The sequence below is a fragment of the Micromonospora sp. MW-13 genome (assembly GCF_003434305.1).
Taxonomy (GTDB): domain Bacteria; phylum Actinomycetota; class Actinomycetes; order Mycobacteriales; family Micromonosporaceae; genus Micromonospora.
The window spans coordinates 124,881-138,553 of the sequence record NZ_QKKX01000035.1; the positions used below are offsets into that span (position 1 = coordinate 124,881).

Annotated in this window: 11 protein-coding genes; 5 read left to right on the forward strand and 6 right to left on the reverse strand. The window is 75.0% G+C overall.

Annotated features, from left to right (window positions below; all coding sequences use genetic code 11):
* Positions 1–30: 30 nt before the first annotated feature.
* On the reverse strand, positions 31–1,542 hold the full coding sequence (locus C5N14_RS18940) for a deoxyguanosinetriphosphate triphosphohydrolase family protein (RefSeq protein ID WP_117669555.1): 1,512 nt from the start codon (positions 1,540–1,542) through the stop codon (positions 31–33).
* Positions 1,543–1,677: 135 nt separating this feature from the next.
* Between C5N14_RS18940 and yidD the strand changes: the two genes are divergently transcribed.
* From yidD to C5N14_RS18955, 3 genes are all read left to right on the forward strand, one after another.
* The gene (yidD, locus tag C5N14_RS18945) at positions 1,678–2,193 is read left to right on the forward strand and encodes a membrane protein insertion efficiency factor YidD (protein ID WP_117669444.1); all 516 of its coding nucleotides are present in this window, start codon (positions 1,678–1,680) and stop codon (positions 2,191–2,193) included.
* Positions 2,194–2,363: 170 nt separating this feature from the next.
* Positions 2,364–4,826 carry a Tex family protein gene (locus C5N14_RS18950; protein ID WP_117669445.1) on the forward strand — a complete coding sequence of 821 codons (2,463 nt, stop codon included), beginning with the start codon at positions 2,364–2,366 and terminating at the stop codon, positions 4,824–4,826.
* Between the two features lie 298 nt (positions 4,827–5,124).
* A complete protein-coding gene (locus C5N14_RS18955; RefSeq protein ID WP_117669446.1) occupies positions 5,125–5,556 on the forward strand; it encodes a hypothetical protein in 432 nt (143 codons plus the stop codon).
* A gap of 20 nt (positions 5,557–5,576) precedes the next feature.
* Here C5N14_RS18955 and C5N14_RS18960 read toward each other — a convergent pair whose 3' ends face one another.
* Positions 5,577–6,557 (reverse strand): DUF389 domain-containing protein, encoded by a 981-nt coding sequence (locus C5N14_RS18960; protein WP_243639762.1) that lies wholly within the window; start codon positions 6,555–6,557, stop codon positions 5,577–5,579.
* A 228-nt stretch (positions 6,558–6,785) separates the two neighbouring features.
* Here C5N14_RS18960 and C5N14_RS18965 point away from each other — a divergent pair, with 228 nt between their 5' ends.
* Together C5N14_RS18965 and C5N14_RS18970 are read left to right on the forward strand one after the other, a co-directional pair.
* Entirely contained in the window at positions 6,786–7,919 is a 1,134-nt protein-coding gene (locus C5N14_RS18965; RefSeq protein WP_117669448.1) for a DegT/DnrJ/EryC1/StrS aminotransferase family protein, read from the forward strand.
* On the forward strand, positions 7,916–8,971 hold the full coding sequence (locus C5N14_RS18970; protein WP_117669449.1) for a GNAT family N-acetyltransferase: 1,056 nt from the start codon (positions 7,916–7,918) through the stop codon (positions 8,969–8,971). The genes C5N14_RS18965 and C5N14_RS18970 overlap by 4 nt, the downstream gene beginning before the upstream one ends.
* A gap of 24 nt (positions 8,972–8,995) precedes the next feature.
* On the opposite strand, the gene wecB is transcribed toward C5N14_RS18970, so the two are convergent.
* The 4 genes from wecB to C5N14_RS18990 are packed head-to-tail and all read right to left on the reverse strand — an operon-like array spanning position 8,996 to position 13,513.
* Entirely contained in the window at positions 8,996–10,120 is a 1,125-nt protein-coding gene (gene wecB, locus C5N14_RS18975; protein ID WP_117669450.1) for a non-hydrolyzing UDP-N-acetylglucosamine 2-epimerase, read from the reverse strand.
* The gene (locus C5N14_RS18980) at positions 10,117–11,355 is read right to left on the reverse strand and encodes a glycosyltransferase family 4 protein (protein ID WP_117669451.1); all 1,239 of its coding nucleotides are present in this window, start codon (positions 11,353–11,355) and stop codon (positions 10,117–10,119) included. Before C5N14_RS18980 ends, wecB begins: the two co-directional genes overlap by 4 nt.
* Positions 11,352–12,479 (reverse strand): NAD-dependent epimerase/dehydratase family protein, encoded by a 1,128-nt coding sequence (locus tag C5N14_RS18985; RefSeq protein WP_117669452.1) that lies wholly within the window; start codon positions 12,477–12,479, stop codon positions 11,352–11,354. The genes C5N14_RS18980 and C5N14_RS18985 overlap by 4 nt, the downstream gene beginning before the upstream one ends.
* Positions 12,473–13,513 carry an SDR family NAD(P)-dependent oxidoreductase gene (locus tag C5N14_RS18990; RefSeq protein WP_117669453.1) on the reverse strand — a complete coding sequence of 347 codons (1,041 nt, stop codon included), beginning with the start codon at positions 13,511–13,513 and terminating at the stop codon, positions 12,473–12,475. The genes C5N14_RS18985 and C5N14_RS18990 overlap by 7 nt, the downstream gene beginning before the upstream one ends.
* Positions 13,514–13,673 lie beyond the last annotated feature (160 nt).

The window sequence follows — 13,673 nt, forward strand, 5'->3', positions numbered from 1 at the left end:
GCGCCCGCGCCGCGCGGGACGCGCCCGCCGTCAGAGCACGAAGGCGTCCGTCCACAGCGCCCCGGAGCGGCCGGAGAGTGCGTCCAGCATCGCCACCGCCTGGCCGTCGGTGAGCTGCGCGACGAAGTCGATGATCGCCCGCCCCCGGGCCCGGCCGACCCGGTCCGGGGTGCGCGGATGCAACTCCGCCTCGGCCAGCTCGACCAGGTCGTGCAGCCGGCGCGGCAGCCGGGACTCCTCCTCCGGGTCGAGCAGCCACTCCCACAGCGCCTCGACGAGGGTGTCCAGCAGCCGGGCCTGGCCGCGCTGGTGCAGGGCGAGGTCCGGCCGGGCCAGCACGAACCGGTGGTGGACGAACTTGAGCACCTGCACCTCGTGCCACTGCGCCGGGCCCAGCAGCACGTGCCCGGAGCGCACCGACGGGTCCTCGGCAACGGTGATCGCGTCGACGAACCGGGTGGTCCACCGGGCGGAGAACCGCGCCACGTACTGCTCCGCCTCGATGGAGCCGTCGAACGGCATGGCCAGCAGCCCCTCGACCAGTTCCTCGCGGACGTGCTCCACGGCGGCGGCGAACGCCTCGTCGTCGGCGATCCAGCCGTCCTTGCGGTGCAGTTGCCGGCGCAGCCGCTCGATCGCCGCCCCCGGCCGGCGGGCCGCCCCGGCCAGGGCCGGCCCGGTGACGGCGCGGAAGTGCCCGTTCTCCCGCTGCCAGGCCATCAGCTCGGCGGCCACGGCGCCCTGCTGGAGCACCCCGACCCGGTAGAAGTCCTCCACGTCGTGGATGGCGTAGGCGATGTCGTCGGCGGTGTCCATCACCGACGCCTCGACGGTCTGCTGCCAGTCGGCGATCCGCCCGGCGAAGGGCTCCCGGGCCTGCCGCAGGTCGTCCAGCTCTGTGCGGTAGGCGCCGAACTTCGCCGAGCCGCTGTCCGGGTCGTCGGGCGGGGTGGCGGCGCCCCGGGGCGGCGGGTCGAGCTGCCGGGGGTGCGGGTCCGGGTGGTCCAGCCGGGTCCACGGGTACTTCAGCAGGGCCGCCCGGACCGCCGCGGTCAGGTCGAGGCCGGTGGTCGCCGCGCCCCGGATCTCGGTGCTGGTGACGATCCGGTACGACTGCGCGTTGCCCTCGAACCCGTCGGCCAGGCCGAGCCGGTGCCGGGCCAGCCGGTCGAGCACCCGCTCCCCGAGGTGCCCGAACGGCGGGTGACCGAGGTCGTGGGCGAGCGCGGCGGCCTCCACCACGTCCGGGTCGCAGCCGCCCAGCTTCTCCAGCAGGTCCCGCCAGCGCTCGTCGGCGGCGAGCCGTTCGGCGATCGCCCGGGCCACCTGGGCCACCTTGAGGCTGTGGGTGAGCCGGTTGTGCACCAGCAGCCCGGAGCCGCCGGGACTGATCACCTGGGTGACCCCGTTCAGCCGGGCGAAGAAGGGCGAGGCCACGATCCGGTCCCGGTCGGCCCGGAACGGGCTGCCGGCGAGGTCGCCGAGGGCCCGGGCGCTGCCGCCGAACAGCCGCCGCGCCCGCGGGTCAGCGGGAGGTTCCATGATCACCACGCTAGTGCGGTGTGCACAGATGTTCACCGGGTTTCCGGTCACGTTTTGTGGATCCGCACGGGTCGGCCGAGCCCACCAGGGCGGCTCCGGCTGAACGCCTTACCCGGACCAGGCATGATGTCGCCCATGAAGATCACCGGCGCCGGCGACTCCGGCGGCCGGGGGCCCTGCCCCTGCCGCAAGCCGACCCACTGCCATGCCACGGGCCACTGCCACGGCGAGGTCGGCGCGCGTCGTCAGGGACCCGGCTGCAAGGGCCGCAAGGGGGCCCTGGACTCCTGTGGCGACGACCCTTGCAGCAGCAGCCCGGGCTGCTGCGACTTCGGGCTCTACTCCACCCTGCTCACTCTGGGCGCCGCCGTCGCGGGCGCCGCCGGCGGCCAGGCACCCGCCCGCCGGGGCCGGACGGCCGGCATTCGGCCGGGACCGCTGGACCGGGCCGGTCTCGCCGCGATCCGCGGCTACCGCCGCTGGCTGTCGCACCGCTGGCCGGGGCAGTGCCGGTACACCCCGACCTGCAGCGCGTACGGACTCGCCGCGGTCGACCGGTACGGGCTGGCCGTCGGCGGGCGACTCGCGGCGGCCCGGCTGCGCCGTTGCCGGCCGCAGGTGCCGCTCGGAACCGCCGACCCGCTGCCCTGACCGGCCCCGCCGCTCAGCTTGAAGATCAAGCTGAGGAAGCCGTGGGGATCAGGACCAGCCACCCGCTACCCGGGCGGCGGCGACGCGCACGGGCGGCGGGTCAGGGCGGCGGCGTCGGGGGCGGGCGGCACAATGCAGGACGGAACCCACCCGAGAAGGCGGATCAGATCGTGACCCAGTCTGTGCACCAGCGGATCGCCGACGAGCTCGGCGTCGCCGAACGTCAGGTCCGGGCGGCCGTGGAGCTGCTCGACGGCGGCGCCACCGTGCCGTTCATCGCCCGCTACCGCAAGGAGGCCACCGGCCTGCTCGACGACGCCCAGCTACGCACCCTGGAGGAGCGGCTGCGCTACCTGCGCGAGCTGGACGAGCGCCGCGCCGCGGTGCTGGAGTCCATCCGCGGCCAGGGCAAGCTCGACGAGGCCCTGGAAGCGCAGATCATGGCGGCCGACTCGAAGTCCCGGCTGGAGGACATCTACCTGCCGTACAAGCCGAAGCGGCGGACCCGGGCGCAGATCGCCCGCGAGGCCGGGCTGGCGCCCCTGGCCGAGGCGCTGCTGGCCGACCCGGCCCAGGACCCTCGGGAGCGGGCCGCCGGATTCGTCGACGCCGAGCGGGGGGTGGCCGACGCCGCCGCCGCGCTGGACGGCGCGCGGGCCATCCTCATCGAGCGCTTCGCCGAGGACGCCGACCTGATCGGCACGCTGCGCGAGCAGATGTGGTCGCGGGGCCGGCTGGTCGCCCGGGTACGCGAGGGCCAGGAGTCGGCCGGGGCGAAGTTCGCCGACTACTTCGACTTCGCCGAGCCGTACCCGAAGCTGCCCTCGCACCGGATCCTGGCGATGTTCCGGGGCGAGAAGGAGGGCGTGCTCGACCTGACGATGGACCCGGAGGCCGAGGGCGACTCCGACGCGGCGCCGGCCGGCCCGAGCCGGTACGAGGCGGCGATCGCCGCCCGGTTCGGGGTCACCGACCACGGCCGGGCCGCCGACCGGTGGCTGGCCGACACGGTGCGCTGGGCCTGGCGCACCCGGATCCTCATCCACCTCGGCGCCGACCTGCGGACGCGGCTGTGGCAGGCGGCCGAGGAGGAGGCCGTGCGGGTCTTCGCCACCAACCTGCGCGACCTGCTGCTCGCCGCCCCCGCCGGCACCCGGCCGACCATGGGGCTGGATCCGGGCCTGCGCACCGGGGTCAAGGTCGCCGTGGTCGACGCCACGGGCAAGGTGGTCGCCACCGACACGATCTACCCGCACGAGCCGCGCCGGCAGTGGGACGCCTCGATCGACACCCTCGCCCGGCTGGCCGGGGCGCACGGCGTCGAGCTGATCGCCATCGGCAACGGCACCGCCAGCCGGGAGACCGACAAGCTCGCCGGTGAGCTGATCAAGCGGCACCCGGAGCTGAAGCTGACCAAGGTGGTGGTCTCCGAGGCCGGCGCGTCGGTCTACTCCGCGTCCGCGTACGCCTCGCAGGAGCTGCCCGGGCTGGACGTCTCGCTGCGCGGCGCGGTCTCCATCGCCCGCCGGCTCCAGGACCCGCTCGCCGAGCTGGTCAAGATCGACCCGCGCTCGATCGGCGTCGGGCAGTACCAGCACGACCTGTCCGAGTTGAAGCTGTCCCGGTCGTTGGACGCCGTGGTCGAGGACTGCGTGAACGCCGTCGGCGTGGACGTCAACACCGCCTCCGCGCCGCTGCTGACCCGGGTCTCCGGCATCGGCGCCGGGCTGGCGGAGAACATCGTGCTGCACCGGGACGCCAACGGCCCGTTCCGCTCCCGGGCGGCACTGAAGAAGGTGGCCCGGCTCGGCCCCAAGGCGTTCGAGCAGTGCGCCGGCTTCCTGCGCATCCCCGGCGGCGACGACCCGCTGGACTCCTCCAGCGTGCACCCGGAGGCGTACCCGGTGGTACGGCGGATCCTCACCCGCACGGGCCAGGATCTGCGCTCGCTGATCGGGCAGAGCGCCATCCTGCGCGGCCTGCGGGCCACCGACTTCGTCGACGACACGTTCGGCCTGCCCACCGTCACCGACATCCTGGCGGAGCTGGAGAAGCCGGGACGGGACCCCCGGCCGGAGTTCCGGACCGCGACGTTCGTCGAGGGCGTGGAGAAGATCGGCGACCTGACCCCCGGCATGGTGCTGGAGGGCGTGGTCACCAACGTGGCGGCGTTCGGCGCGTTCGTCGACGTCGGCGTGCACCAGGACGGCCTGGTACACGTGTCGGCGATGTCCCGGACCTTCGTCAAGGACCCGCGCGACGTGGTGAAGTCGGGCGACGTGGTCCGGGTCAAGGTGCTCGACGTCGACGTGCCGCGCAAGCGGATCTCGCTGACGCTGCGGCTGGAGGACGAGACCGAGGCCGGGCGGCGCGGCCCGGACGACGCGCGGCGCGAGCGCGGTGGCCGGGGCGAGCCCTCCGGCGGTGGCCGGGGCGAGCGGTCGGGCGGCGGCCGGGGCGAGCCCTCCGGCGGCCGGGGCGGCCAGGGGCGCGGCGGCGGTCAGGGGGACGGCCAGGGGCGGGGCGGTGCGCGCGGCGGGGCGCAGCAGCGGCCGGGCCGTGGCGGCGGGGGGACTGCCCCGGCCGCCGACGGGGCGATGGCCGACGCGCTGCGCCGGGCCGGCCTGGCCTGACCGGTCGCGGGGCCCGATCCGGCGCCGCCGGTCCGCCGGTCCGCCGGTCCGCCGGCCCGCCCGGTCGCGCGCCGGCCCTCGCCGGTCCTTGATCCACTCCAGGTCAGTGACATTGGGGGCTGTCGGGGCCGGGACACCGCCATGTGCGTGACATGAAGGCGACACCCGCCCGCCCCGGCCGCGCCCGCCGCCGACGGCGGGCCGTCGACACCCGCCCGCCCCGGCCGCGCCCGCCGACGGCGGCCGGCGGGCGCCGCCGGGTACCGGGGCGGCGGGCGCGGCGCGTACCGTCGCCGGCATGGGCGGGGACGACGACCTCCAGTGGCGGGAGCGGCAGCGGCGGGCGGTGCGGGCGCACGCCGAGGCGGACGAGCGGCGGCGGGCGGCCGAGCGCGCCGAGGCAGCGGAGATCGTGACCTGGTTCGCGGCCGAGGCGACCCGACGAGGGCTGCGGCCCACCCGGCTCGCCGCCGTGCCGTACGCGGGCCAGGGGCGGTACCGCACCCGGATCACCGGCTGGTACGTCGACCGGGCCCGTACCCGGGCGGTGGACACCGCCGGGCGGTGGTACCTGCTGACCGTCCCGGCCGGCCTGCGGGCCCGGCTCCTCGGCGCCGACCCGCAGCCCGGCCCGGCGCCCCTGATCGTCGGCGAGGGAGGCCGGGACGGCGAGTCGGTCCCGCTACGTGACCTGCTCACCCGGCGGCTGGCGGCCGGCGACGACTGGTGACCCGCCCCGGGGCGGCCCCGTCAGCCGCCGGCCGGCCGGGTCCGGTCCGCGCGGCGCCGGACCTGCCGGGCCACGTGCCACCACCACGCCTGCTGCGCGGCCAGGGTGGCCAGCCCGGCGAGCACGATCGCGCACAGGTTGATCAGCAGTTGCAGCGCCGAGCCGGCCGCCTCGTGCCACACCCCGTACGCGACGGCGACGGCCACGTTCGCGGCGGCCGGCACGGTGGTGACCGAGATCAGGACGCCCACCAGGGACCCGGACTTCTTCGAGGTCAGCGAGAGCATCCCGGCGATCCCGGCGAGCAGGCCGACCACCCAGGACAGCGCGTCCGGCCGCCAGATGAAGTCGGTCAGCGGCCGTTCGGCGAGCAGCAGCTCCCGGTTGACCAGGCCGGCCAGGGTCAGCGCCCAGGTGCTGAGCACGGTGGCGAGCATGGCGGCCAGGAAGCCCACCGCCAGAGCCTGCACGGAGCGGCCGATGACGGCCGGCCGGCGGCGCAACAGGGCCACGCAGAGGGCGGCCAGCGGGCCGAACTCCGGGCCCACCACCATCGCGCCGACGATCAGGATGGGCTGGTCGAGCAGGACCCCGATCCCGGCGATCATGGTGGCCACCACGATGAGCACCAGGTAGGTGGCGGACAGCTCGGTCTGCTCGCCGGTCTTCGCGGCCACCTCGTCCCAGACCACGGCGTCCGCCCCGCTGCCGGGCGCGGCCTCGGCGGCCCGGTCGGCGGCCTCGGACACGGTCAGCTCCACGTCGTCGGCGGCGATCCCGCCGCGCGCCTCGATGCCCAACTGCTGCAACTCGTGCAGCACGTTGTCGGCCCGCTCGCGGACCACGTCGCAGAGGATCAGGTCGCCCTTCGGCCGCCGGGCCGTTCCGGGGAGCACCACCAGGTGGGTGACGCCGGGATCGGCGGCGAGCAGGTCGGTCACCGCCGACGACTGGTCCGCCGGGGCGATCACCCTGAGGTGCAGCACGGCCCGTCCCCTCACGCCTAGCCCGGTACCGCCCGGCGCGGCCGGCAGCACTCTACCGCCCGCCGGTCCGACCCGCGCGAGCTCGCCGATACGTGAAAGCGGCGGGCACCGGTCCCCCGTTTGGTAGAACGGTTCTGACCACTGTGATGCGGTCCAGGCGAGAGACGGAGAAAGCGTGGATTCCTCCCGTATTATGCGGAGCGGTACCGACCTTCCGCCCCGCACGGCCCGGTCCGTGGCGGCATGACCGCCGGCCCCGTCTACCTGTCCCCGCCCGACCTCGGGCCGGTGGAGGAGGCCTATCTGCTGGCCGCCTTCCGGGCGCGGCAGGTCGGCCCGTTCGGCCCGGACATCACCGCCCTCGAAGACGCCACCGCCGAGCGGGTCGGCATCCGGGCCGCGCTGGCGACCAGCTCCGGAACGGCCGCCCTGCACCTGGCCATGCTCGGCCTCGGCGTCGGCCCCGGGCAGGTGGTGATCGTCCCGACGCTGACCTTCGCGGCCACCGCGAACGCCGTCGCGTACACCGGTGCCCGGCCGGTCTTCGTGGACTGCGACGAGGAGACCGGGAACCTGGACGTGCCGCTGCTGGCCGCTCTGCTGGCCCGCCTGCGGGCGGCGGGAACGCCCGTCGGGGCGGTCATGTCCGTGGACCTCTTCGGCACCTGCGCGGACTACACCTCGCTGCTGCCGGTGTGCGCCGCGGCCGGGGTGCCCGTGATCGAGGACGCGGCCGAGTCCCTGGGCGCGACCCACCGGGGCCGCCCGGCCGGCTCGTTCGGCCACGCCGCCGTCCTCTCCTTCCAGCACAACAAGATCATGACCACGTCGAGCGGCGGGATGCTGCTCTCCGACGACGAGGCGTTCGTCGCGCGTTGCCGGTACCTGGCCGCGCAGGCCCGCCAGCCGGTGATCCACTACGAACACACCGAGATCGGGTACAACTACCGCCCCAGCAACCTGCTCGCGGCGATCGGTCGCGGCCAGTTGCACCGCCTGGACGGCATGCTGGCCCGGCGGCGGCTGCTGCGGGAACGGTACGCGAAGCTGTTCGCCACGGTGCCCGGCGTACGCCTGCTCGGCGACGACGACGGCGGCGGCAACTGCTGGATGTCCACGCTGGTCGTGGACCCCGCCCGGGCGGGGTGGCAGGCGGCGGACCTCGGCGCCGCGCTCGCCCTCGACGAGATCGAGACCCGGCCGGTGTTCAAGCCGATGCACCTGCAACCGGTCTACGCCGACGCGCCCGCGTCGGTCACCGGCGTCGCCGAGCGCCTCTTCGACACCGGCCTCATCCTGCCCAGCGGGTCCGCGCTCGACGAACGGCAGATCGACCGCGTGTGCGGGGCCGTCGAACGGTTCCTGGACCACCGGTGACCGGTGACTTCACGCTGACCGGGCAGGGCCCGCGGGCCGGCCGGCTCGACGCCGACTGCCCCGACGTCTACTTCACCGCCGGTTACGGGACGGCGGACGCGGCGGCGCAGGGCGGCACCTGGTACAGCGCCCGGCTGGGGCGGCGGATCCAGCTTCCGTACGTGCTGCGGGCCGTCGCCGACGGGGTGACCGACGGGATCAGCCCGTACGGCTACTGCGGCCTGCACGTCGAACCCGGCTGCCCGCCGGACGACCTGGCCCGGTTCTGGGCGCGGGCCGTGGCCTGTTGGCGGGACCAGGGCCTGGTGAGCCTCTTCCTCCGCTTCTCGCCGCTGGATCCCGCGCCGGTGGCGGCCGTCCGGGCACTCGGGACGGTGCGGCTGGCGCCGCACGGCGAGACCGTGGCCGTCGCCGTGGACGCGGGTCCCCGCCGGGTGTGGGAGGCGATGGCGGGCCGGGCCCGCACCGCCGTCCGCAAGGCCGCGAACGCGGGGCTGACGGTCGAGCTGCGGCCGGCCACGGCCCTCGACCTCACCGCCGCCGCGCCGTTCCGGCGGGTGTACGAGCAGACCATGCGCCGCATCGGCAGCGCCGAGCGCTACCTGTTCCCCGACGGGTACTACCGGCTGCTGTCGTCGGGCCTGGACAAGAACCTGCTGCTCGTCTCGGTACGCGACCCCGACGGGGAGGTCGTCGCGGCGGCGCTCGTGCTGCGGCACGGGGACCGGGCGCACTACCACCTCGCCGGCTCGGAGCCGGCGGCGGCCCGCGACGGCGCCAACAACCTGCTGGTCTGGCGCATCCTGGAGTGGGCCGCCGAGACCGGCTGCACCCGGGTGCACCTCGGCGGCGGGGTGCGCGGCCACGACGGGCTGCTCCGCTTCAAGACGTCGTTCGGCGGCGCCCTCGTTCCCTGGTGGACGGGCGCGGCGGTGCTCGACCGGGACCGGTACGCGGCGCTGACCGCCGCCCGCGCCCAGCACCTGGGCTGCCCGGCCGCCGACCTGCGCGCCGGGGGGTTCTTCCCCGCCTACCGGGCCGGCGGGCGCTGACCCGCCCCCGGCCCGATCGGGCCGTCAGCGCCGGATACCGGCCCACCCGTGGTGCAGCCGCACCGTGGAGAGGATGAAGCTGACGACCCGGCGGGAGGTGTCGGTGACCTGGTAGTCCACCGGGCACGGCACGCCCGCGGACGTCACCTGGGCGACCGCGACCGTCACCGCCTCGCGGACCGCGTCCGGGTCGAGCTCGGTCAGCAGGATGCCGCCGCTGTCCAGCGCCTCCGGGCGTTCGATCGAGTTGCGCAGCGTCACCGCGGGGAAGCCGACGATCGCCGCCTCCTCACTGATCGTGCCGCTGTCGGACAGGGTGCAGCGGGCCTGGGCCTGGAGGCGCACGTAGTCGAACAGGCCGAACGGCTCGTGGAACGTGATGCCGGCCAGGTCGGCCGGATCGGGCGCCAGCTCGGCGAGCCGCTTGCGGGTGCGGGGGTGGGTGGAGACGAGCACCGGCAGGTCCCAGTGCTCCCGGACCGCCCGCAGGCAGTCCAGGAGCCGGGCCAGCCGGGGGGCGTCGTCGACGTTCTCCTCCCGGTGGGCGCTGACCAGGAAGTAGCCGCCGGGGGTCAGCCCGAGCTGCTCCAGGACGCCGGACTTGTCGATCTCGGCGCGGTAGTGCTCCAGCACCTCCCGCATCGGCGAGCCGGTGTGCAGGATCCGCCGCGGGTGCAGCCCCTCGGCCAGCAGGTTGCGCCGGGCGTGCTCGGTGTAGACCAGGTTGAAGTCGGCCACGTGGTCGACCACCCGCCGGTTCGTCTCCTCCGGCACGTTCAGGTCGAAGCAGCGGTTCCCGGCCTCCATGTGGTAGACGGGCACCCGCATCCGCCGGGCGATCAGCGCGGCGATGCAACTGTTCGTGTCGCCGAGCACCAGCAGGGCGTCGGGCCGAAGGTCCTCGATCGCCCGTTCCACCCCGGTCAGCACGCCGCCGAGCACGCTGCCCAGCGAGGTGGTGTCCACCCCGAGGTAGCGGTCGGGCTGGCGCAGCCGCAGTTCGGTGAAGAAGACGTCGGAGAGGGTCGGGTCCCAGTTCTGCCCGGTGTGCACGAGCACGTGGTCGACCGTCCGGTCGAGCCGGGCGATGACCCGGGACAGCCGGATGATCTCGGGTCGGGTACCGACCACCGTCATGACGCGCGTCATCGACGCCTCCCCCGGTCGGCGGCCTTGATCATGATGTCCTCCAACTGGTCGACTCCCACCCGTAGCGACATGCGGTCCAGGTACACCTGGCGGGCGCGGTCGGCCGTCGCCAGCCGCTCGGCGGCGGGCTGGGCCGCCGCCGCCGCGAACCGGTCGGCGAGCGCCCGCCAGTCCTCCGGCGGGCAGGTGAGTCCGACCCGGGACGAGCGGACCAGCCGGGCGGCGTCGCCGCCCGCCGCGACGATCACCGGACGGCCGCAGGCCAGTGCCGCCTGGAGCTTCGACGGGACCGTCCCCCGCAGGCCGGCCGCGTCCCGCAGGCAGATGAGCTGGTACTCGGCCGCGGCGTACAGCTCGGCCATCCGCTCGGGCGGGCGGCGGCCGAGGAACCGGACGTTGTGGGCGCCGAGGTCGGCGGCGAGCCGGCGGGCGCTCTCCTCCTGCACTCCCGAGCCGACCAGCACCAGGTCGACGAGGTCGCGGGTCGCGGCGGCAGCCCGGACCGCCGTCTCGATCCCCTGGAGCAGCCCCAGGTTCCCGGCGAACATGATCGTGCATCGTCCGGTGTGGCCGATGGCGGCGCGGGCCGCGTCGGTGGCCGGCACCGGCCGGAACAGCCGGTCGTCGGTCCAGTTCCAGACCACCCGCACCTGGTCCGGGTCCGCGCCGCGCTCGATGACGAGTTCGGCCATCGCCGGCGAGATCACCGCGATGGCCGTGACCGACCGGTAGATCCGGCGCATGGCCGCGGCGATCGCCCCGTCCAGCAGCCGGCCCGCGCGCCCCTGCGGGGCCATCCCCGAGTGCCGCACCGACTCCGGCCACGGGTCCTGGACGTGCAGGACGGCCGGCGTGCCGCGCAGCAGCCGGCCGAGGGCGGCCGGGGCGACGGACGTGGGCGGCGGGTGGTAGACGTACGTCACGTCGACGTCGGCGAGGTAGCGGGCCCCGGCGAGGGTGCTCGTCGCCGCGAAGGACAGGTAGCTGGCCGCCCGGCGCACCGGGGACCGGTCGTGGCTGGGGTACGACGGCACCCGGCGCACGGTCAGCCCGCCGGTGCGGACGCAGTCGTTCCACCGCTGCCGGTAGCCGGGGTAGAGGCGGCCGTACGGATAGCTGGGGAAGGAGGTGAGCACCTTGACCTCGTGCCCGCGCGCGACCAGTTCGGCGGCGAGATTGTCCTGGATGAAGGCGCCCTCCGGCGGGTACCACTGGCTGACCAGGCCGACCCTCATCCGGCGACCACCGCGCTCGGCACCAGGACCGGCAGGTCGACCGGCTCGGGGTACGTGTCGGGCCGGTCCGGGTCGAAGATCTCGTTGGTCCAGAACAGGGTGACCAGTTCACCGGGCCCGGTGTTGGTGATCCGGTGCGCCCACATCGTCGGCATGTCCACGGCGACCGGCTCGTCGCCGGCGACCGCGAAGCGGACGACGTCGGCGTGGCCGACCCGGCGCAGGGCGATCTCCGCCGAGCCGCGCAGCACGACGAAGCGCTCGATCTTGGCGAGGTGGAAGTGCTCCCCCCGGGTCACCCCCGGGTGGCTGCCCGAGCAGAAGCTCTGGCCGCCGCCGTCGTGCACCTTGACCGTCTCCACCAGTTCGCCCCGCGCGTCCGAGCGCCGGGGCAGCGGCATCGGGACGCCGGACGGGAAGACGTGCGAGCGGTAGGTGTTGAACAGCCGCACGTCGTGCCGGTCCCGCAGCGGCGGGATCTCCCCCCGGCGGTAGGCGTCGGCGAAGCCGGTCAGCCGGTGGGCCAGCTCGCCCACCCCGATCCGCAACGCCGGCATGGCCGGGTCCCAGGACCCGCCGGCCGGCTCGCCGACGAGCCGGGCGGCGGCGTCGGTGGCGTGCACCAGCTCCATGTCCCGGTCGAGCTGCACCTGCGGCGGGTCGCCGGAGGCGAGCAGCCGGCAGAAGGTGGCGACCACGGAGTTGTAGAAGGGCCGGCCGTGCTCGCCGTACAGGTTGGGCAGCAGCAGGTCGTCGAGGGCGGCTCCGGTGTCGGCCAGGATCGCCGCCGCGGTGGCCTTCGCGTCGCCGTACGGGGTGCCGTTGCCGGCCTGGACCGAGTTGGCGAAGACCACCGCCGGCGGGGCGGGGCAGCGCCGCAGCCCGTGCGCGAGCTGCGCGGCCAACTGGACGTTCCCGGCGGCCACCTGGGCGGGGTCGCCCCGGTTCACACCGGCCAGGTGCAGCACCCGGTCGACCCCGGCGAGCTTCGCGGCGACGGCGTCCGGGTCGGTCAGGTCGGTCCGGGTGACGACGACGGGCTCCGGGCGGCCCAGCGCGCGCAGCAGCGTCCGGACGTGCCAGCCGAGGAAGCCGTCGGCGCCGGTGACGGCCAGCCTCAGCATGCCGGCACCGGGTCGCGCAGGGCCAGCTCCGCCCGGATCTCCGGCAGGGTGCGCAGCAGCTCCATGATCTCCGGTACGCCGAGCCGGGGCGCGTTGGCCGAGTTGAAGTCCTCCCGGGGCACCTCGCCCAGCTCGCCCTCGGAGACGTACAGCGCGTAGTTCAGGTCCCGCCCGTCGACCGGCACCCGGAAGAACTCCCCGAAGTCGTCGGCCTGGGCCAGTTCCTCCCGGCTGGCCAACGTCTCGTGCCACTTCTCGCTGTGCCGCACGCCGATGACGTCGAGCTTGCACGGCACGTCGAACAGCCGGCAGACCGCCTCGGCGAGGTCGGCGATCGTCCCGGCGGCGGCCTTGCGGATGAACACGTCGCCGGGCTGCGCGCGGTGGAAGGCGTGCTCGACCAGGTCGACCGAGTCGGCCAGCGACATCAGGAACCGGGTCATCGTCGGGTCGGTGACGGTCAGCGGCCGGCCGGCCTTGATCTGCTCGACGAAGAGCGGGATGACCGAGCCGCGCGAGTACATCACGTTGCCGTACCGCACGCAGGACACCGTGGTGGCGCTGCGCGGGTCGTTACGGGCGTGGGCCTGGGCCACCTTCTCCATCAGGGCCTTGCTCATGCCCATCGCGTTGACCGGGTAGACCGCCTTGTCGGTGCTGAGCACCACCACGGAGCCGACCCCGTTGCGCGCGGCGGCCTCGATCACGTTGGCGCTGCCGAGCACGTTGGTGCGGACCGCCTCCAGCGGGAAGAACTCACAGGACGGCACCTGCTTCAGCGCCGCCGCGTGGAAGACGAAGTCCACCTCGCGGGTCGCCCGCTCGACCGTGTCCCGGTCCCGGACGTCGCCGACGTGGTAGCGGACCCGCTCGTCACCGAGCGCCCGGCGCATCGCGTCCTGCTTGGCCTCGTCGCGGCTGAGGATGCGCACCTCGCCCACGTCCCGGGCCAGCAGTCGCCGCGTCATGGTCTGCCCGAAGGAACCGGTGCCGCCGGTGATGAGCACCCGGCGGCCCGAGGTCGTGAAAGCCATAGCCTCTCCCGTTTTCGTCACGCCCGGCGGACGGCTTTCCCCGTCCCGCCCGCCCGTGCCGCGGCGGTGCGTCGGCCGCGAGGGCGACCGCCCGGGCCTGCCGGCTCCGGTGCGGCACCCGGGTCAACGACGCCCCCACACCCACAGATACGCGTTTCGG